The sequence below is a fragment of the Bacillus subtilis subsp. subtilis str. 168 genome, from assembly GCF_000009045.1.
In the GTDB taxonomy this organism is placed as follows: Bacteria; Bacillota; Bacilli; order Bacillales; family Bacillaceae; genus Bacillus; species Bacillus subtilis.
The window spans coordinates 202,347-221,257 of the sequence record NC_000964.3 but is presented as its reverse complement, the minus strand read 5'-3'; the positions used below and the strand labels follow the sequence as shown (position 1 = coordinate 221,257).

Here is an 18,911-nt window from a genome sequence, read left to right as displayed (position 1 = left end):
CCTAGCGAACCTTTCTCATAAACTCCATGGACAGTTTATATATTTGATCAGGCTGATATAAATAAATACTGTGTGTTCCCCTCAGTTCCTTTATATCGGCAGTATTGAATTGAGCCGCAAACGCTTCATAGTCTTTTCGGTTTTGTATAGCATACTTTGAATGTCTATTTTGGTCAGAGACTGCATCTAAAATCAAGACGGGAGTTTCCTTTGGCGCAGGCAGATTCACAGATTTGCTGCCGTTTTGGTAAGACTGTAAAAGCTCATGCTCCATATCTGCATTAAAAAATTGCTTAAAGTTAATGGCTTTATAGATTTCTTTTTCTTCATCAGTTAAAAACGACTGTCGAATCACCTCAGGATTATATACAGCGGAAGGTATAAACCGATGAAAACCAATCGAGGTTAACAGGTGGAACCCTCTCACTTTCAATCGGTCAACTCCGCTCAATTTATACGTGACGTACTGCTGGGGCAATCCAATATCCATCGCAATAATGGCCTTGATTTCCTTAGGATATTTCTGTGCCCAATACATCGCTTCAATCCCGGATATCGAATGAGGCATTAAAATATAAGGAGGCTTATTTCCGCTTTTCATAAGCGCTTTCCTCGTCTGTTCCAATACCGTATCAATATCTCTGTCATCGTGAGACACTTCACTGTATCCATAACCTGCCCGATCTACAACAGCAATCTTATTTTCTTTTGAAAACTTGCTGTACAGCCCCTTCATTTCATAAGCAGGCGCAGCAATACCCGAACCGGACATAAACACAAACGTATCCTTCCCGCTTCCCTCTTGATACACATTCATCTTTTTACCGTCAACATCGACTACTGTGCCTTTACCTTTCAGCAGTGCCGCCTCCTTATTTAGCTGGAAATGGTGATAAATAAATACCGAGACGGATACAAGCAAAACCAAAGCAGCCAAGCTGACAAAAACAATTTTGAGGACTTTCCATAATGTTTTCATATGATGCTCCTTTCACTTGATACCGAAGGATACAATATGAAAATAAATTTCTGATTAACTTTGGAACAGTTTTTTTTCACATTTGACTTTGCCCTTACGGAAAGGTGTACATTTGGAGCATAGCAGAACATTTGATGAATTTACCTACTAATAAAAAAATATTTCATTAAAAAACCTTCCTGCTTATAGGAAGGACCGTTTCATCATAATATTCAACCGTTTGTCGCACATACAAGACGGAAAATTTCACAAGCCTGCAATCTTTTTTAACATCTTATCCCAACCAACATCTCCCATCGTTTTAGTAATGATCTGACCGTATTGACTTAATAGACAAAAGCTGGGGATGCCTTGTACGTGACAAGTTGTGACGATCTCATAGTTTTGGTCTAATACAATCGGAATAGCTAGTCCCCTATCAAGAGCATACGTCAAGACAACCTCCATAGATTTCTCTTCTTCTATATAGGGGACATGTACTCCGATTACTTTCACATTCATATCCTTTATATCTTGAAGGACTTTGTCTGTTAATTGGTGACAGTTTGGACAGCTCATTGACCAAAAATAAAGAAGAAGATATGTGTCACTTGGAAATGTAAAATCATTCTGTGATTGATTCAACCATGGTAAATGACTTGGCCATTCAGTCAACATTTGTTCATCTTTCATCCTTTCAGTCCTCCTTATCTTTCAGCTGAAAAGCAATCAGCTTTCCTAATGCCTCTTCAGCCGCAAACGGAGCAACTATTCCTGAAGGATGTTCATGCTCGTATTTTAGACATTTATACATCTTAGGTTCAATGCAAGACGGATCAATCCATGCAATACACCAAGATGCCCAAAAGCACGATTGCCCTTCACTTTCTTGAGCGATTTTGATGACAAAGGGCAGACTGGGCTTCCCGATTCTCATTAATGAAATCGCCGCTGCCATTCTTGTATCTTCCGCATGACTTTTTAATAAACATGATAGCTCCTCCGCTGCTTCACTCGCGTCTTCCCCAAACTCACCTAAAACAGCTGCAGCAATATTACACAAAGAGCCTTCCTCTTTTAAGGCCTCAACCAAAACTGGTATTGCATCTTTTCCCGATTTCTTTAGCTCACCTATCGCTTGAACAATTGTGATCTCATTTGTATTCGCTAAATTCTGAACAGATAACGACAATTTATCACCATTTGAATTCATAAAAGAGCCCCTCTCCTCGTTTTAAAACAATAACTCTACATAACCACTATCTGAAACGATAAAACAGGCACCAACTTAGGCTCCCTATGCAGACGACCACCACTAATGTATACCAGTCAGCAGTCAATAAATGAATGACATACAAACAAATGCCGCTCAGGCCTAATGCCATAAAAAATGACTTGTAGTATTGAGGCAATGAAAGCTTAATATCGTTTCGGTTTGTATGGGTAAAAGCAAAAAGCCTTATTGTCATGAACCATATATATATCCCTAAGCCATATATATACCAATAAACTAAATTCCCAACTGCCATAAAAGTAATAGAAACACAGTAAAGAATATACAACCAGACTGTATTCGTCAGCTCTAGAATAATGATTTTTTTCCAAAGGGCACCGGGGAATAAATGAAGGGTGCCTGATTGAGAATGTCTGACAATTCCTGAATAATAGGAACTTAACATGACTGCCGAGACGATAAGAAAGAATAGAAGATAAAACCATTCTGGATACATGAAAATGACGACATAAAAGACGCCACTGAGCATGACCGTATGAATGCTATGAAAAAATAAATATTTTTTAAAAAGCAACAGTTCCAACCACAGAAAAGACCAAATGCCATTTAGACCTTGCAAGCCCCACCAAGTCGTTTTTGGTTTCTGTATAATTTGACCTGAACCAAATTGACGTTCTTGAAATTCCTCCCAGAATTCAGCTTCTTTCACCAACGATTCCTTCATTTCTACCTGACGGCTCGTAAAAGCAATTGTCATAAAAGAGACTGTGATAATCCCAATAAATACAACCACATACAACGGTGACAATGTATCAAACACTAATCCAACGCCACTAATAAAACGGGCAATGCTCTCCCATATCCCAGATGAATGTTGGAGAAAGAAGAAGCGATAAAGACATATGGAGTAAATGCCTAACATTAGAAGAAAGACTAAAACGTATACCCTTTTCATTTTCTTCACTGTTCTGGCACAAGAGACCGACATCAACCACACTTCAGCGATAAAAAAGAGCCCTACAAAAATTATGGATCGGCCTAATAAATTGATATGATCACCAGACAGAAGCACAATTAATACATCACCGAATATGGCTGAGATGATCCAAAGCAACGCCTTCCAAGTGACGCTGAAAAATAAAACACTATACACAACTTTTGAAAAAGATGTGGCAGTGCCATAAAGCCATATAATATCTGCCATTTGACTTGGTAATCGATTTGAAAAAAGTCCAAATGCCGTATAAAGGATAAAAACACCTGTAAGTACCCAACCAGCAATACTCATATCCCATGTCGTAGATCTAGAAACAAAACTTACTTGAAATCCGATGGCCCCAACAAAAAGGAGCATGATCAAAAAAGGCATTTTTTTTTCCTGACCTTGACTTACAAAACGCCTTTTTGACTGAAGCCATAAAAAAGAAATGATATTATTCATCTGACCATTCCCCTAGAAGACGAATCACTTCTTTTCTCCATTCCGCTTGTTCTTCGAATTGAGGAACATACAAATCCTGCATGAGTTTGCCGTCTCTAATTAATATCACCCTGTCTGCTGTCTCTATAACAAACTCTAGACTATGAGTTGATACAAATGCTGAACACCCTTGATCGGTTTTAGTTTTTAACCAGTTAGAGAGCCACTGTTTTGATGGGATATCAAGGCCCACAGTCGGTTCGTCTAATATATACAGCAAAGCGTCTTGAACAATCGCCCCCGCCAGGACAACCCGCTGCTTTTGGCCTCTTGACAGCTGACCACACAATTGGTTTGCTTTCTCCTCCAAGTGCACTTCCTTCAATGCATGATAAACCCTTTCTTTTACATCTTTTTTACCTGGATGATATCCTCTTGCCCTAAACTGAATATGTTCAGCAGCAGTTAAAGCGGGATACAAATATGGCTGATCAGGAATAAGCGCGACTTTTTTTTGAACATTTATATCTCCTGGAGGAGAACCCTCAATGAGGATATCTCCTTTATCCGGCTTATAGAGACCTGTCAAACATCGAATTGTCGTTGTTTTTCCAGCTCCATTTGGCCCCAATAGCGCCACGATTTCTCCTCGTTGAATTGAGAAAGACAAATGTTCAACCCCATCACCATTTCGATAGCATTTGCTTAAATTTTGTACTTGCATCAATTGCATCAAATCTTCTCCTAATCATTAGAGTGAAGTATGCTTTGGCTGATCATGATGCATATGTTTCTGAAGCTTGAACTGCCACAGCGGCATACAGACGAGTACTAAATTATGAATGAAATGAGCTACTAATACACAAATAAAACCAAATTTGATGAAGAGAACTCCCAGAAAGCAACCGAATATAAATAGATGCAGCCAACGTATCCACCTTGGGTCATATCCAGTTACTTGGTGCATCACCGCCCATAAAAAGGAAGATACAATAATGGAGATGAGGATATTTCCACTCATCCACCAAATGACTGGAATCATTAATAGCCGATAGATGACCTCTTCTCCAATTGAACTTTGTATGCTCATATTCAATCCTTGCCTAAAGGTAAAACCTGATAGAAAGACAGTTCGGTTAGAAAGCTCAGGTGAAATTCGTAAATATTGCTTTTTCTCCAATAAGTTAAACAGCAGAGAAGTCACTCCTAAACTAATGAGCCCTGCTCCTATTCCATAGAAAATCTGAACTATTGGTTGTTCAAACGTTTTCCATCCAAAATCACCAGCAAGCGCATTTCCTGCCAATGAACATATAAATACTACAAATCCTGTTAATAATCCTGTAAGAAGTGTAGACAAAATACCTAATAAACTGACCGTTTTGACACTCATTCTTGCATCATAAGCATTTACAATTGTTAATTGAATATCTTCTTTCAGCGTCAATGACTGGCATATTATAATCAACAAACCCAGAACAAGACTGAAGATTATGCTTGTTTGCACATCCATAAATACAAGGATGAGAATCGCAAGGATCATCGCTAAAGCTGAACCCAGCATACCAGATACTCCGAATGTCGATTCCACTTGTTCATCTCGAATGACTTTACTCATTTGATCTGTTAGTATTTCTTGTTCAGTACCAATATAAGAAATTCGGCCGCCCTGTAATTCAACAGTCACTTTGAGCCGAATATCTCCCGCTTCCGCTATGTACCAATAAGTACTGACCTCGCGAAAATCCTCCTCTTTTTTACCAGTACCAGTCATATTTGCTCTAGACCAAAGTCCATCAGGTGAAGCCATTAACCTCTGCTTGAGTGTCTCTGGAGAAACTTGTTCAAACTTCCCCGAAAGGGTTTTTTTCGGAACATCCGCATAAAAAAAAGTGATTTCTCGATTGGCATTGACACCAACTACAAATGATTGATTCTGGTGAACGAAACGGACTCTCCATGATTCGACCAACCCAACATCATATAAAACCTTTCTATTTTTCTTAAGTATGCCTAAGTGATGAAGTTTATTTACTGTATCGTGGTCATACCAATATACTGAATAAAAATCCCAGTTCTCTACATCTATCCCAACAAACTCTTTTATAAATTGAATGCTTATTTCTTTTGCCTCATCTTTGCTTAAGAGTAGTGAAGCAATTGTTGGGGGTTTGAATTTAATAAATAACAGTAATCCAACAACTGCTAAAATACTCCAGAACACCAATGATAGACTATTCATTCCTGAATCCCTGCCTTGACTTCTTTTTGAAAAGGTAAGTCCGGTTCAGATAGCTCAATTTTCCCTATACATTTGCAATTTTTTGCTTCACATTTTAACTGAAGCAAACGAGCAGGTGAACCAATGTCAGCCATGCTATCTTCTAAAATATGCCCTAGCGGCAAATCTTCTAATTGGCAAGGAGTTACGTATCCATCTGCTCTTATATACCAAGCAAGATATCCTGGTGTACAAAAATCTGTTGTGAACGAACTCTCTTCGTGCTCCCAATCAATTATGTTCAGGCGATCTCCCCATTTATGACGTGCTTCCCTAAGCTGTATTTGAACCATTTCTTCAAAATCAATATCCAAAGCCTTAAAGCCTTCTGTCGCACGTCCAACAGATAACGTTTTTCCTGCACGAAAGATAAAAGCACCCGCATTGGCACATTGCTCCACCACATCTGATACTTCATCAGCATTGGACTCATTAATGGTCATAGCGACAATCACTGGAATGTTTGCTTCTGATAATTTTTTAATGGTATTCATACTTTCTTTAAAGCCGCCTTTTCTGCCTCTTAATTGGTCATGTGTATTATCCATACCATCAATACTAATCTGTACAGAAACATTGCCTAAGTGACTAAGTAATTCAACTTCTTCATCTCGCCAGTTCAATCCATTACTAAATACATTCACATTGGTAAACAACGAACTTGCAACAACGACTAATTCTTTAAACCCTTTGATCAGCTTTGCTTCACCCCCGGTCAGCGTAATATCAGCAACTCCATGGGCTGCTAGCTTTTGCATAACCAATATCCATTGTTCACTAGATAATTCCTCAGGATATGGTTTACCTGAGCTGGCATAGCAAAACGAACAGCTTAAATTACAAGCATTTGTCAACTGTAAGGTACAACTAATAGGTAAATATGAATCTAGCGAACCCGAAACGTGTAAAGGCTGATCTAACAGCCCTTCCGTCCAAGCCTCCGTAAATGGATGGGCACTAAGCTCTTCTTTTAATTGGTCAGCACTCATCTCTTCTTTTTTCATAATCTCCCAAATACGTGCCGTTTTATGAAGATTTTTGTTTTTTGATAACAGAAACGCCAACTGTGCTCCACGTCCACTGAGTCTGAAATAAAACATACTTTTTCTATCAATCATTACAGCACCATGAGGCTGTAAATGAACCGCTAACTCTGGCAAATCAAAATCTTTAACACGATCATATGACATATAAAATCCCCCTTAAGAGAAAATAAGGAGTATAAGCAAATACGCTCAACTCCCTATTCTCAAATGTTAAATAGCTCTCATAGCAGGATGCGGAAGTGCACAAACACGTGTCATAGCAATACTCTTCGAGGCCCAACAGCCCATGCAGCCAGCAGCTTTCACAATCGAAGTACCTCCCGGCTTCATAAGTCCTTTTTTACTCACAGATTCCCATTCTTTTTGGTTTCTTTTCATAAGTAAACCTCCTCTCAATTTTTGCATAGAGTCTATTGACATAGCTCCCATGCGATACGATAATACCAGATTGCAATTGTCGAAGTAAGGGGGATTTTGTATATTATCCTAAAAATTACATTAATTAGTATAAATAGAATATTTTAACCCTTTAAAAATAGAAAAGCTGACAAGCTATCCTCTCGAGAAAAACAGGAGCTCACCCCTAATTTTCCACTTATGTTTTGAATATTTTCTTGTTCTATAAACAAAACGTCAAAAAGACGGTCCATTATGTTATAAAAATTCTGATGCCTAATAGATTGACAAAAAATCTCTTCGAGGAAATTAAATCAAGAGATTATTTTCAAATAAACTTTAGTGATTAAGAAAGCAATGACTTTGGTTAAATGAATGAAGTCTCCTGTAATTTAAATCAAATATCTATACTAAAAACCCCTTCGGCTAAAATATCCAGAGGGGTTAAACATCTTACTCCACAGTAACACTCTTCATTACGCTGCTTATCGACATCACAACCGAGATGCAGGGCAGCATTAGTAAGCAATCAGCTGCAATCGACAACGGAAACAGAGCAAGCGCTGTGTTTACTTCCGGCAATACGAATCTGTCATCCGCATTGTCTAGGCCTTTCAGCGAGATGATGCAAGTGTTTACTCCCCAAGTGGCAACTTCCTTGACGTTTACGCGGATGTTCAGGTTTACGTTCTCTTGTGTTTCCAGTGTTCGATCAAGGCAATCGTACTGTACTTCAGCTCGCCGCGGCAAAGCCTTAAGAAATCTCATTCAGCTTCAGTGCACCTTCGACACATACAGAACGATGTCGGCCCTTGGAAGACTCATGCATGGACTGACTACGCTAAAAAAAACACCCGCTTGTATAACGAGCGGATGTTAGAACTTTCGAAATTATTGATTGATATCTTTTAGCGCTTGTTTCGGTTGCGAATTGAAAATCAGCAATGATGCAATAATTGCAATCATAACCCCTAACGCACCAACCCAGGTAATCGAGGCCAATGATACGTTTTCCACAAAAACCCCTCCTATACCTGCGCCGACCGCCATGGCGAATTGCATCATTGACTGATTCATGCTAAGCAAAACACCTGACATTTCCGGTTCTATTGTAGCCAGGTGAAATTGCTGTGTCGGACCGGTGGACCATGCGGCAAACGACCATAATATGAGAATCACCAACACTCCGATATAGGAATGAGTAACAAGTGACAGCAGAATCAGTGTGACGATATGCAACGTCATCCCGCCAACGAGTGTAAAGGGCACTCCCCATTTATCGGTGCTATATCCCCCAAACTTCGATCCAACCAAACTGGCAATTCCAAATATAAGCAAAACACCGCTGAGCAGCTTGCCATTTATACCTGAGATGTTCAAGAGATACGGTGACAAATAAGTGTAAGCAACAGAATATCCCCCGAGCCAGAAGAAAGTGATTGATAATCCCATAGCCACTTTCCGTTTTTTGAAAAGAGCAAGCTGTTGAAGCAAAGGCACAGGCTTATCCCCTTCAGTATACGGAAGAGTAAAGAAAATAACGACCATTGCGATCAATCCCAACAAAGCAATGGCTCCAAATACAGACTTCCAGCCTAATGCTACTGCTATCATTCTTCCAAGCGGAACACCAATGATTAAAGAAGCGGTAAATCCCATCACGACCGTAGCGATGGCACTGCCCTGCTTCCCTTCCGATGCAATCTTAGCGGCAATCGTTAATGCGGTGACAACAACCACACCTGCTCCCATCGCCATAATGATCCGCGCTGCAATAAACCATCCATAACCAGGCAGTACAAAAGCCAGGACATTACCGAACACAAACAAACCTAGGGCATACATCATCAATTTGCGTCTATCCATACTTGCTGTCAACGCCATAAGTACGGGTGTAGAAAGAGCATATACAAGTGAGAAAATGGTAATAAGCTGGCCCGCGGCAGCTAAAGTGATCCCGAGAGTATGAGCAATTTGATCCAAAATTCCGGAAATGATGTACTCTGAGGTTCCAACTAAAAAGCTGACAATGGCTAAAATATAAATTTTCCAAGTGTTAGACATAAAACATTCACTCCTTAATTATTAATAAACATATCACGAATTATCGATATGTTATTATAAAAAAATAAACACATCGTAATATGTCGATATGTATGGTGTAAAAATAAACATCTTTTGATGTTTATTTTTATATCTCTGTTTTAAGAAAGTCAGCAAGTTTCCCAATGGCTTCTTCATCTCTTTTATAATACGTGTACTTTCCGATTCGCTCCGCCTTAATTAGGCCGGCTCTTAAAAGGATGGTAAGATATTGAGAAGCTGTCGATTGCGTCATTTTCAATTTGTCTGTTATTTGACTGACACATACCCCGATTGTGTTCATATCAATCCCTTCATGGGGTGCAAAATGACGATCGGGCTCCTTCAGCCATTGTAAAATTTGCAGCCTTGATTCATTTGATAAGGCTTTGAATACTTCAATTGGTTCCATATCGATTATTATATCGTTATATTTCGATATGTCAATCCGTTTTTTGGATATATTTAATTAAAGGTTTATCTCTGACTAATTCCGTGAAATGAAACTGAAGACAGCATATCAATTTTGTTCACCGCTTAAATTTATCAGCAAGCTTTACGAAGTTGGTCTCATAATCATGTCACTAAACACTTGGGGAAACCCGGCAGGTGACAAGGATGTTTTCAAATATTGTTCAAGTGACTAATCACCAGCATCAAATTCATGTATTTAAAATAGATGTAAAAAAACATCCGCTCATAACAACAGCGGATGTTAGATCTTTCGACAGGAATAACATGACAGTGTACTATGAATTGACATCTCTTTATGTCCGCTTAGGATATGAATAAAAGTTATCAATGATACCATAATTGTAAAACAAAAGAATCGGCAGTTCTTTATGTTCAATTCACAACAAATTCCACACCGTCAAAACATTTATTTTCTTTAGATTATAAGATCTTTTCCAAATTTTTCTCTAGATCATTACATAATTTAAATACCATCACTCGTTCACCTGTCCGGGAGCTTAAATCAGTATGAAAACTTTTCACTTTTTCTCCGGTTATTTTTAAGATAATATCCTTAAGGCCTTCTATACCTGATTCGACTAACTCTGAACGAGTTTGTTTGATAGATAACATACCCTCTTTTGATCCACAAACTACATATTCGGCTGGTGTTAAAATCCCTTTTAAATTGACGATGATCATGTCCCGCAGTATATCAGTCTTAACAGATACAGACCCCCGCCCAAGATAATCCTTCTCCCATTGAGTAATGGACTTACTGATCTCTGATTCAATAGAACCCTTAGACTTTTTCATATCTAATACATCTCCTGAGCAAAAAAATTGGCATATTCTATTTGTGATTTCGTCTCATTAATATTCTCTTACAACATATCCTTCATATACACCTTCAATATCCAAATCAGTTTTACCGTTTCTTGTGACCACTATCATTTTGGATAACATATTTTCTTCCATCATAGAGTGGACATGCAAAAATCGAACATTTCCTGAATGGGTTTCCTCAACTTCTTCATAAGACTTTAGATGATAAAAATCAATTGCTTTTCTAATTAGTTTTTTTATACATTCCATATTTTCACGATCAAACGAGTTCATTTCCTCTATTGTTTTCGTGACAAAATCAGTTAAATTAGCGCTCATACAATCTCCTTAGAACTGCTTTCTCCATATATGGGTGCGTTTAGAAGTTAAACCTGCATTTCATCATGACAAGCAATGATCAGGCATGGCTTGACCTGTTTTAACATCAGGAACCTCCGCGATTGAGGGTTTTCCACCCTTATGATTAACGAATAAACCTCTAACTTTAACATATGACGGCACTAGGGGATGATGTCGAATCATATCAACACTTTTTTCAATGGTGTCACTGCTATTTTCATTTAGCCATTCATCGACCGTACCACCTAAAAATTCAGGCTTGCAATTTTGAAACAGATAATCCAATGTTTGTATTTTATCTTTCATTGTTTCAAGTTGAGTTAGTCCATTACCTGCAGAAGTCTTCTTATCTTTTGTTCCTACTACAAAAATCTCCTCAACATCTTCCTGGTAAATCGCAAAAATAACAGACCTCATGATTTCTCCATAAGGATGTGAAATACTGGCACCATAGCTTTGTATAGTCAACATATTCTCTGCAGAAGTGTTAGTCGCTTCTTGTAAAATAGGCTCCAAACCGTTTTCAATATCCGTCAAAAATAATACTTTTTTATTTTGGTTTACATTCATACAGCACACCTCTTCCTTATGTTTATCATTTTTGTATTGAGTAACAAATCCATTTGATAAATGCTTAGATTCATCATTACCAGCTTTCCCAACATCCTTCTGGATCAAGACTAGCCAGTCGGACCCATCCATTTTGAACTTTTTGCAGAAATGCTGAATCATGATTTAATAACCGTTCTACATATTCTCTAGGTGCTTGGATGAGTATCAATAAACGAAGAGGAGAATGATAGGCCTCGTGATCTGATTCCATGACGGATTGCCAAGGCAGTCCGGCTAACAAATCGCTTGCATTCCCCTGCATAACGCCGAGACCTGCAGTAACGGTTTGAGTTGCTTTATTTCCGCTGCCATAATAATGAGGTGCTACCGTTGATGCGTAATATTGTAAATTAATCCATTGGGCTACAGTTCCAGGTCCTACAATAATATTTGCTAGGAGTTCACCGCTTTCATCCTGCTTCCAATCATAATTATGGAGAAAGGCTCTGCCTTCCAAATCACAATCCTGAGTTAATTCACGTTTACCGATAATAAAAGCGGCATTACGAGCCAGTCCCCATTCCGGACGTATCTCACTCCAATCTTCCGCAAATCGGTTTGCCTCAGCCTTCGGATTTTTTAGCTTCGATTGGAAATTCGGTAATTGGGCTAGACGTTCTGCGTTTACATGATGTCTCACTTTCGGCATAACGGCTTCAATTTGTTCAAATGCTTCTTGTGCAGCTTCGGAAAGCTCTGGTACATAAAGCCAATGTAATTCATCTACTGTTGTATTATGTTCAGCTGCTGCAAAAACTGTATCCTCAGGAATTTTAATTCCTTCAGCTAAAAGAGCTTCTCGTACCTCTGATAGATTACATAAAGCAGCTAAAACTCTTGCATTGAATCCACCGGCCGCTCCACCACAGGCACCACAATCAAGGGCTGCAGAATAAGGATTATTAGTACTTTGACTGCCATGCCCACAAATCACGACCAATGGTGCGATGTTCTCTGTTAACCCCATCATTTTTAATGCTTGGCGAGCATAGTTCACTTTTTCTTCATCAGTAAAACCCACAGGTATTTCTGCCTCTGTAGCATCATGATGAAGCGAGAGTTTTGTATCAGGTTTGCGTAACCAAGCCTCACGGAGATTACGAATGAAACGACCCGCCTTTCTTGGCACAAAGCTACGGGCTGCCATTTGCAGAGTAAGCCAAGGTCCACTTAGCTCAGGCAGTAGTAAGCTCGAAAGCGCATTCTGCTTCATCGTTTTAAAGGTATGGCTTAAAGAATGAATTGCTTGCTTCCGTTGATTGTATTTTTTGAATACATCCTCATCTGCGAACTCTTTTATTTTATTTTGCGGTTTTTGTATGATCGGCAAGGAAGCATGACTGTGTTTACTGCCAAGTTCACAAGTTGCAATCGGCACCCCGAAGAAACCAGCAATACCAATCGTTTCAAACGGGCCTTCTTTTTCTAGTTGACGACGAAAAGGTTCTGATCGTACATCGATGCAGAATGCTAATTGAGCTAATGCAGATTTTTCACGGCCGGTTTCACGTTGTTTCGAGATGATCTTCTGGCTTAATCGATCAGTGTACGTTTGTTCCCAAGCTTCTAACCAAAGTTTCTTGCGAAGTTTCTCATCAAAGCTGTAGGCAAATGATAAATATTCGTTTTGTTCACTGGCCGTCATCTGTGACCATTCTTCTAATGTAAGCCCACCCCAATGAATCCAAGCTGCTATAAGGGGAGCAATTGAAATTGTTTTCTTAGATCGTTCATTAGTCAAAGGTAAGTATGGCTTTATAAGAGCCCACTCCATGGATATTCGAACCGCTAAATATTCTGTTAGTAGTGCATGTTCGTGGCTCGATTGTTGGGAGCGCCAAAGCATCATCCCTGCCCATCCAGGTAATGAAAGTAAATGACCTTCAAGATAAGTCTGGATTTCTGACTCTGGGATTTCTAGTGCGAATAAAGCTTCTTGTAAAGCCAAATGTGCCTCTTTCGGCCAACCTTTTACCCTTTCTCGCTGCTTTTTGCTAAGTGCTGGATCATATTGAATAAGATGCTGCCAAGCACGATAGAAACCTTCCTCACGATTAGGCATTGTCCAACCCGCTTGAGAGTCATCAAGATATAATTTACTCCATTTAATGACATGATGATCTAGTATATTGACTAGCCTTTCACCATCTTGATTCTCTATATACGAACTTAGTGGCTGCATAAACACATTCTCGATATGATCCAATCCACTACATTCACTTACTAATTTCTCCAGCTCATGTGATGATAAAAGGTCGGAAGGCAGGGGATCTAACTTTAATGCAGCATGACAAAATCGCTCTGCTACGTCCCGTGGGATGTGATAGGAATGTGAATCAAGCCAACGCTGCAGCCCCATTTCCACAAAATCTTCATCAATCTCACCTTTATTCTTTGCTGAACGGATCATAGACGCACTAGGGTATATATCAACATCGCGAGTGTTTTTCAACCAACTTGCAACCTGATCAAAAGGTTGGTTTTCAAGTCCCATCCACGGATTACGTGCAGCAAATGTAGAAATAGGCCAAAGTGGCGCAATCACTCGGCTGGCAGATGTAATGAAAACGTTAAGATCCCTTTCTTGAACATCAATATCTGTATCTATCTTTTTTACATTATCTTTCGTTAATACGGATGTAATGCCCATCTCAGATTAGCTCCTTATGAAATATATTGTTTAAGGTAGTCTGGGTGACTCTCTACTGACTTTGGTTTTGCTTCACCTAATCGGACTAACCAAAGATAGAGTACCGCGAAAAAAACGGAAGAACGATGACGAGCAACCCACGTACCTAAAGCACTGCCAAAGAGTAAGAGACATACGACAATCATGACAGCTGACATTGGAGGTTGAACACTTTGAAAAATGGTTGTATGCAGCCACTTATAGAAAAGGTGATGAATGATAAAATATACGAGGGCTGCTCCTCCTAAAACAGTTAAACCGGCAATCCGGCCAATTCGGCCCTCTCCAAAAGCGACAAGCTGATCCCAAGAAACGGACAATGACCACCCTAAGATCAGCGCACTGATTAAGTGATACCCGTCTCCAGGAGCAGTGAGCCAAAAAGCAACACCTATAACTAAGGATAAAATCCGACCAGCCATGACCCATAAATAGGATGTTCTTTCATTAGTGCGAGTCGATACTTCATGACGCCCTACTGCTGAACCAGCCTGTAGAAACAACGTAGCCTTGAATAAACCATGTAAAATAAGGTGAATAATGGCTGCTATATAGGCGCCTAATGCACACTGAATGAGCATAAACCCCATTTGTCCAATCGTGGAGCCTACTAACTGGCGTTTATAATCAACCTGAACTAAACTAATTCCAGTTCCAATCAATACAGAAATGCTAGCAAGCAGAAGTAAGATAATCGAAGCGATACCACCATGAAATAGAGGTGAAAATCGAGTTAGTATTATTCCTCCAGCATTTACTAAACCTGCATGCATAATTGCAGAAACTGGGGTGGGAGCAACAATAGACTCAACCAACCATCTTTGGAACGGCCATTGAGCTGCAGGAATGATCACCGCCAGTACAATCAATAGCTGAATCCCTGTTCTCTCCCATTCTCCCAGCCCAGCTAAACTTTCATTTGTTACAACCAATGATAGCTGCCATTGACCTGTGGCATGAAAAAGCCACATCATCGCAAAAAACAAAGAAAACCAACTTAACAAAAATAACCGTCCAGAAATTTTGGCTGCTTCACTAGCCACTTGCCAAGCACTGTTTAACCTTATAAGTAAGGTTAAACCAACAAGAGTTGCTCCCCAAAATAGAACCATCAAGCGGAGATCACCACTTAACCATGTCATTGAAGCAGCTCCTGTTGTGAAAGTAAAAAGCGTAAAATATTTTCGATAAGATCGATCCCCCATTAAGTAACGTACAGAAAAACGCTGAATGATGAATCCAATTGCAAGAACAAAGAAAGTCATTAAACAAGCTAAGGAATCTAAGTGCCAAGGGCCAACATTTCCACTCACACCACTATTGGCAAGAATCAGTAAGGAAACCAAAAGTGGTAAAGCCAAGATCCCAATATGAATGCGAACAAAACTCAAGGGTACACGCGGATGTAAAAACAATAGTCCACTAATCCCAGAAGCCATAAGCATAATAAAAAATAATGTTAATAATGATGACAAACTCAGCGAAACTAACATTCTAAATTCTCCCTTTTTTAAAACTCATTATTGGTCAAAAGACCTTTCAATCAGATCATATTTGTCTATTATTTATTTCAATTTTTATTTATCTCTATTTTTTTCCAACAAAAAAGCCGACAACTTCAAAATTTCAATGATTATGTTAGATCATTGAATCCTGAAAATTGTCGGCTTCACTTCAACTAACTTCAGCGAAGTTTTTTGAAGAGCTACCTTATTATTGGTCTTTACTTTATGCTATGTTTTCATTTCCTTTAATATAGTCCTGATTATCAAATAAATCGACTCATGTTCTCTTCCTTTTTTATTAGGATACTTTTTCATCCTATCAATATTTAAAATGAAATATGAAAAGAATGCTAAAGGCCTACATATTTTAAAAGGAAAAATAAACATCTGCATCGATTATTAAGTTACGTATAAGATATGCTAAATTTTAAAAGTTGTCAAGTTTATCAGTAAACTGGTCTTTACTTTCCTCTAAAAGAATCCAACCCATTATAGATGATTCACTTTCAATGAGGAACATCCATTTCAGATGAAGCTCGCTTTTCCAGATCGAGGAGCAGTGTCTTCATTTCAAATCCGCCCCGATAGCCAGTTAATGAGCCATTCTTTCCTATTACACGATGGCACGGTACAGTAATTAATACCGGATTAGCCCCAATAGCCGCACCTACAGCACGAACAGCTGCTGGTTTATTTATATCATTTGCAATGTCGGAATAGGATTTCGTCTGTCCATAAGGAATTTCACAAAGTGCATTCCAGACGGCTAGCTGAAATTGCGTACCGGCGTACTCAACTGGAACAGTAAAGTTTTTCCGCTTTCCTTCTAGATATTGAGTGATTTCAACGGCATAGGGTTCAAGCTTATCATCATCTTCAACAAGAAGACTTCCCGGAAAGCGTTTCCTAGCCCATTCGAACAATTCCTCGATTGGTTTGTTCTGTGAACCTACAAACACAAGCCCCTTTAAAGTTGAAGCAATATAAAAATTCCAATCCTTGAACATTAGTAAAGACCAATAAAGGGTTGGTTTATTTGTTTCCATTGTACGTTTCCTCCATTTTACTCATTTGACGAAATCGTGCTGGTGTCTGTCCAGTTTTCTTTTTAAATAAAGTAATAAAATAAGGCGCGTTAGCTATACCCACACATATAGCGATATCTCCAATCGCTTTATTTGTCTGAATCAAATACTTTTTAGCCGCGTGTACTCTAACTTGTTGTATATACTCAACCAGCGTAATGCCTTTAATTTTTTTAAATGTTCGATGCATATGATACGGACTCCCATGACAAATATCTGCTAACGATTCTAGCGTTAATTTTTCTGTGAAATTTTTATCAATGTATTCAGTAATTAAATCAACCCACTCGCTATCAGGCATTTTTTCATTAGTGGGCTTGCAACGTTTACAAGGGCGAAAATTTGCGCGGAGAGCTTGTTCTGTGTTTGGAAAGATACATACATTTTCTTTTTTCGGAACGCGAGATTTACAGGATGGTTTACAGAATATCCCTGTCGATTTAACAGCGTAGAAAAATTGATTATTGTACGCTGCATCATTATTTATAATTGCTTGCCACTTTTCATCTGTTATCATTTCTGCATCATTCGAAATTCTATGATCATGGCTCTCTTTATGTCCGTTATTGATACTATCCGGCATTTATCTCACCTCTCCTTACAATGCTCATCTAATTCTTTGAATTGAATCCCAATTTAAATTTTCGACACGCGTTTTTTATATCTTGGGCCATTTTTATCTACTCCCGTTTAGCATTCTTGATAACTACACTATAACCTCATAAATAGAAAAAAATAAGGTGGTTAGAATGTAATAGCAAGATAACAAAATGAGTAAAGATGATTATGTGATAAACTAATTTCAACCAGCGTGAGTTTTCTTATAATTATTTAAGATAAGGAGAATGAAAAAGTGACATGGCATGAAGTCAATGATGTTATTGTCATTACATTACCTGAAATTTTCGACATGAATGCGAACCTTGGCTACCTAACCAGGGAAAAAAATGAATGCATGTATGAAATAGAGAACAATATCATTACAAAAGTTATAGCCATTGGGGAAATTCGGTCCTTAGTGCAGGTAAGCGTAATCAATAATAAACAAATGATTGTTCAATTCCTAAACGATTCTAGACCTGTTGAGCAGTGGAAACGGGAAGAGATTGTAAAATATATTCATGAATGGTTTGATCTTGATAACGATTTAACTCCATTTTATGAAATGGCAAAAGCAGATCCATTACTTAAAATGCCTGCCCGAAAATTTTATGGGTTGCGAGTGATCGGCATTCCCGATTTATTTGAAGCTTTATGTTGGGGAGTTTTAGGGCAACAAATTAACTTAGCCTTCGCGTACTCCTTAAAGAAGCAATTTGTAGAAGCATTTGGCGATTCTATTGAATGGAATGGTAAAAAGTATTGGGTGTTCCCACCGTACGAGCGAATTGCACGGTTAACCCCTACCGACCTGGCAGATATTAAAATGACGGTGAAAAAAAGTGAATATATCATTGGAATAGCCAGATTAATGGCAAGTGGAGAATTATCGAGGGAAAAATTAATGAAAATGAACTTTAAAGATGCTGAAAAAAACTTAATTAAAATACGAGGAATCGGTCCTTGGACAGCCAATTATGTTCTAATGCGCTGCCTTAGGTTCCCGACAGCTTTTCCAATCGATGATGTGGGTCTTATTCATTCGATAAAAATATTACGTAATATGAACCGAAAGCCTACGAAAGATGAAATCTTAGAAATATCGGTTCCATGGAAAGAATGGCAATCATACGCTACCTTTTATTTATGGCGTGTCCTTTACTGAATCATTTCAACTTTAACCGGAATGTACTCAATAAAAAAAGAATGAACTTTAAAACCTAATCCCACAAGTACATTGTAAGTGCGACTTCTAGAATTCTTTGCCCTTTATTAATTGTCAATAAAAAAACACGTTATCATTCCAATAGGCTCTCCGGTTTTCGGATTTCTAGCATGCTAAATTCCAACTGCTATCAAAAGCGT

19 protein-coding genes are annotated in these 18,911 nt (G+C 38.6%); 1 reads left to right on the top strand and 18 read right to left on the bottom strand.

Annotated elements, in window-relative coordinates:
• Nucleotide 1 precedes the first annotated feature (1 nt).
• The 18 genes from ybdG to adaA all read right to left on the bottom strand — a co-directional run bounded on the left by ybdG (nt 2) and on the right by adaA (nt 17,529).
• Nucleotides 2-979, bottom strand: coding sequence for a putative hydrolase/transferase (ybdG, locus tag BSU_01990; RefSeq protein ID NP_388081.2), 978 nt, complete (start codon nt 977-979; stop codon nt 2-4).
• Between the two features lie 246 nt (nt 980-1,225).
• Nucleotides 1,226-1,651 (bottom strand): sibling killing effect; sporulation killing factor biosynthesis and export, encoded by a 426-nt coding sequence (skfH, locus tag BSU_01980; RefSeq protein NP_388080.2) that lies wholly within the window; start codon nt 1,649-1,651, stop codon nt 1,226-1,228.
• Between the two features lie 4 nt (nt 1,652-1,655).
• Nucleotides 1,656-2,171, bottom strand: a complete 516-nt coding sequence (skfG, locus tag BSU_01970; RefSeq protein ID NP_388079.2) for a sporulation killing factor biosynthesis and export — start codon at nt 2,169-2,171, stop codon at nt 1,656-1,658.
• Between the two features lie 46 nt (nt 2,172-2,217).
• Nucleotides 2,218-3,561, bottom strand: coding sequence for a sporulation killing factor biosynthesis and export; ABC transporter (permease) (gene skfF, locus BSU_01960; protein ID NP_388078.2), 1,344 nt, complete (start codon nt 3,559-3,561; stop codon nt 2,218-2,220).
• Between the two features lie 64 nt (nt 3,562-3,625).
• Nucleotides 3,626-4,345 carry a sporulation killing factor biosynthesis and export; ABC transporter (binding protein) gene (gene skfE / locus BSU_01950; protein NP_388077.1) on the bottom strand — a complete coding sequence of 240 codons (720 nt, stop codon included), beginning with the start codon at nt 4,343-4,345 and terminating at the stop codon, nt 3,626-3,628.
• Between the two features lie 18 nt (nt 4,346-4,363).
• Nucleotides 4,364-5,854: a sporulation killing factor biosynthesis and export gene (gene skfC, locus BSU_01935; protein YP_003097671.1), complete on the bottom strand. Its 1,491-nt coding sequence runs from the start codon at nt 5,852-5,854 to the stop codon at nt 4,364-4,366.
• Nucleotides 5,851-7,083, bottom strand: coding sequence for a synthesis of sporulation killing factor A (gene skfB, locus BSU_01920; protein ID NP_388073.2), 1,233 nt, complete (start codon nt 7,081-7,083; stop codon nt 5,851-5,853). Before skfB ends, skfC begins: the two co-directional genes overlap by 4 nt.
• 66 nt (nt 7,084-7,149) lie before the next feature.
• Nucleotides 7,150-7,317: a sporulation killing factor A gene (skfA, locus tag BSU_01910; protein NP_388072.1), complete on the bottom strand. Its 168-nt coding sequence runs from the start codon at nt 7,315-7,317 to the stop codon at nt 7,150-7,152.
• Between the two features lie 471 nt (nt 7,318-7,788).
• A complete protein-coding gene (gene ybcM, locus BSU_01900) occupies nt 7,789-8,103 on the bottom strand; it encodes a putative enzyme (protein NP_388071.1) in 315 nt (104 codons plus the stop codon).
• Nucleotides 8,104-8,226: 123 nt separating this feature from the next.
• Nucleotides 8,227-9,399, bottom strand: coding sequence for a putative efflux transporter; prophage 1 region (gene ybcL / locus BSU_01890; protein NP_388070.1), 1,173 nt, complete (start codon nt 9,397-9,399; stop codon nt 8,227-8,229).
• Between the two features lie 127 nt (nt 9,400-9,526).
• The gene (ybzH, locus tag BSU_01889; RefSeq protein ID YP_003097670.1) at nt 9,527-9,829 is read right to left on the bottom strand and encodes a putative transcriptional regulator (ArsR family); prophage 1 region; all 303 of its coding nucleotides are present in this window, start codon (nt 9,827-9,829) and stop codon (nt 9,527-9,529) included.
• Nucleotides 9,830-10,311: 482 nt separating this feature from the next.
• A complete protein-coding gene (ybcI, locus tag BSU_01880; RefSeq protein NP_388069.1) occupies nt 10,312-10,686 on the bottom strand; it encodes a conserved hypothetical protein; prophage 1 region in 375 nt (124 codons plus the stop codon).
• 57 nt (nt 10,687-10,743) lie between these two features.
• On the bottom strand, nt 10,744-11,034 hold the full coding sequence (ybcH, locus tag BSU_01870) for a conserved protein of unknown function; prophage 1 region (protein NP_388068.1): 291 nt from the start codon (nt 11,032-11,034) through the stop codon (nt 10,744-10,746).
• Nucleotides 11,035-11,097: 63 nt separating this feature from the next.
• A complete protein-coding gene (gene ybcF, locus BSU_01860; RefSeq protein NP_388067.1) occupies nt 11,098-11,625 on the bottom strand; it encodes a putative enzyme; prophage 1 region in 528 nt (175 codons plus the stop codon).
• A 76-nt stretch (nt 11,626-11,701) separates the two neighbouring features.
• On the bottom strand, nt 11,702-14,317 hold the full coding sequence (gene ybcC / locus BSU_01845; protein ID NP_388065.2) for a conserved transmembrane protein coupled to NADH-ubiquinone oxidoreductase chain 5 homolog; prophage 1 region: 2,616 nt from the start codon (nt 14,315-14,317) through the stop codon (nt 11,702-11,704).
• Between the two features lie 14 nt (nt 14,318-14,331).
• Nucleotides 14,332-15,849 (bottom strand): putative NADH dehydrogenase; prophage 1 region, encoded by a 1,518-nt coding sequence (gene ndhF / locus BSU_01830; RefSeq protein NP_388064.1) that lies wholly within the window; start codon nt 15,847-15,849, stop codon nt 14,332-14,334.
• 518 nt (nt 15,850-16,367) lie between these two features.
• Nucleotides 16,368-16,907: an O6-methylguanine-DNA methyltransferase; prophage 1 region gene (gene adaB / locus BSU_01820; protein ID NP_388063.1), complete on the bottom strand. Its 540-nt coding sequence runs from the start codon at nt 16,905-16,907 to the stop codon at nt 16,368-16,370.
• Complete coding sequence (gene adaA, locus BSU_01810; protein NP_388062.1) at nt 16,894-17,529, bottom strand: methylphosphotriester-DNA alkyltransferase and transcriptional regulator (AraC/XylS family); 636 nt, start codon at nt 17,527-17,529, stop codon at nt 16,894-16,896. The genes adaB and adaA overlap by 14 nt, the downstream gene beginning before the upstream one ends.
• Nucleotides 17,530-17,799: 270 nt before the next feature.
• Here adaA and alkA point away from each other — a divergent pair, with 270 nt between their 5' ends.
• A complete protein-coding gene (gene alkA, locus BSU_01800; protein NP_388061.1) occupies nt 17,800-18,711 on the top strand; it encodes a DNA-3-methyladenine glycosylase; prophage 1 region in 912 nt (303 codons plus the stop codon).
• Nucleotides 18,712-18,911: the final 200 nt, after the last annotated feature.

Coding starts and splice junctions, on each gene's coding strand:
- ybdG (NP_388081.2), bottom strand. CDS start 979: ATGAAAACATTATGGAAAGTCCTCAAAATTGTTTTTGTCAGCTTGGCT.
- skfH (NP_388080.2), bottom strand. CDS start 1,651: ATGAAAGATGAACAAATGTTGACTGAATGGCCAAGTCATTTACCATGG.
- skfG (NP_388079.2), bottom strand. CDS start 2,171: ATGAATTCAAATGGTGATAAATTGTCGTTATCTGTTCAGAATTTAGCG.
- skfF (NP_388078.2), bottom strand. CDS start 3,561: ATGCCTTTTTTGATCATGCTCCTTTTTGTTGGGGCCATCGGATTTCAA.
- skfE (NP_388077.1), bottom strand. CDS start 4,345: ATGCAATTGATGCAAGTACAAAATTTAAGCAAATGCTATCGAAATGGT.
- skfC (YP_003097671.1), bottom strand. CDS start 5,854: ATGAATAGTCTATCATTGGTGTTCTGGAGTATTTTAGCAGTTGTTGGA.
- skfB (NP_388073.2), bottom strand. CDS start 7,083: ATGTCATATGATCGTGTTAAAGATTTTGATTTGCCAGAGTTAGCGGTT.
- skfA (NP_388072.1), bottom strand. CDS start 7,317: ATGAAAAGAAACCAAAAAGAATGGGAATCTGTGAGTAAAAAAGGACTT.
- ybcM (NP_388071.1), bottom strand. CDS start 8,103: ATGAGATTTCTTAAGGCTTTGCCGCGGCGAGCTGAAGTACAGTACGAT.
- ybcL (NP_388070.1), bottom strand. CDS start 9,399: ATGTCTAACACTTGGAAAATTTATATTTTAGCCATTGTCAGCTTTTTA.
- ybzH (YP_003097670.1), bottom strand. CDS start 9,829: ATGGAACCAATTGAAGTATTCAAAGCCTTATCAAATGAATCAAGGCTG.
- ybcI (NP_388069.1), bottom strand. CDS start 10,686: ATGAAAAAGTCTAAGGGTTCTATTGAATCAGAGATCAGTAAGTCCATT.
- ybcH (NP_388068.1), bottom strand. CDS start 11,034: ATGAGCGCTAATTTAACTGATTTTGTCACGAAAACAATAGAGGAAATG.
- ybcF (NP_388067.1), bottom strand. CDS start 11,625: ATGAATGTAAACCAAAATAAAAAAGTATTATTTTTGACGGATATTGAA.
- ybcC (NP_388065.2), bottom strand. CDS start 14,317: ATGGGCATTACATCCGTATTAACGAAAGATAATGTAAAAAAGATAGAT.
- ndhF (NP_388064.1), bottom strand. CDS start 15,849: ATGTTAGTTTCGCTGAGTTTGTCATCATTATTAACATTATTTTTTATT.
- adaB (NP_388063.1), bottom strand. CDS start 16,907: ATGGAAACAAATAAACCAACCCTTTATTGGTCTTTACTAATGTTCAAG.
- adaA (NP_388062.1), bottom strand. CDS start 17,529: ATGCCGGATAGTATCAATAACGGACATAAAGAGAGCCATGATCATAGA.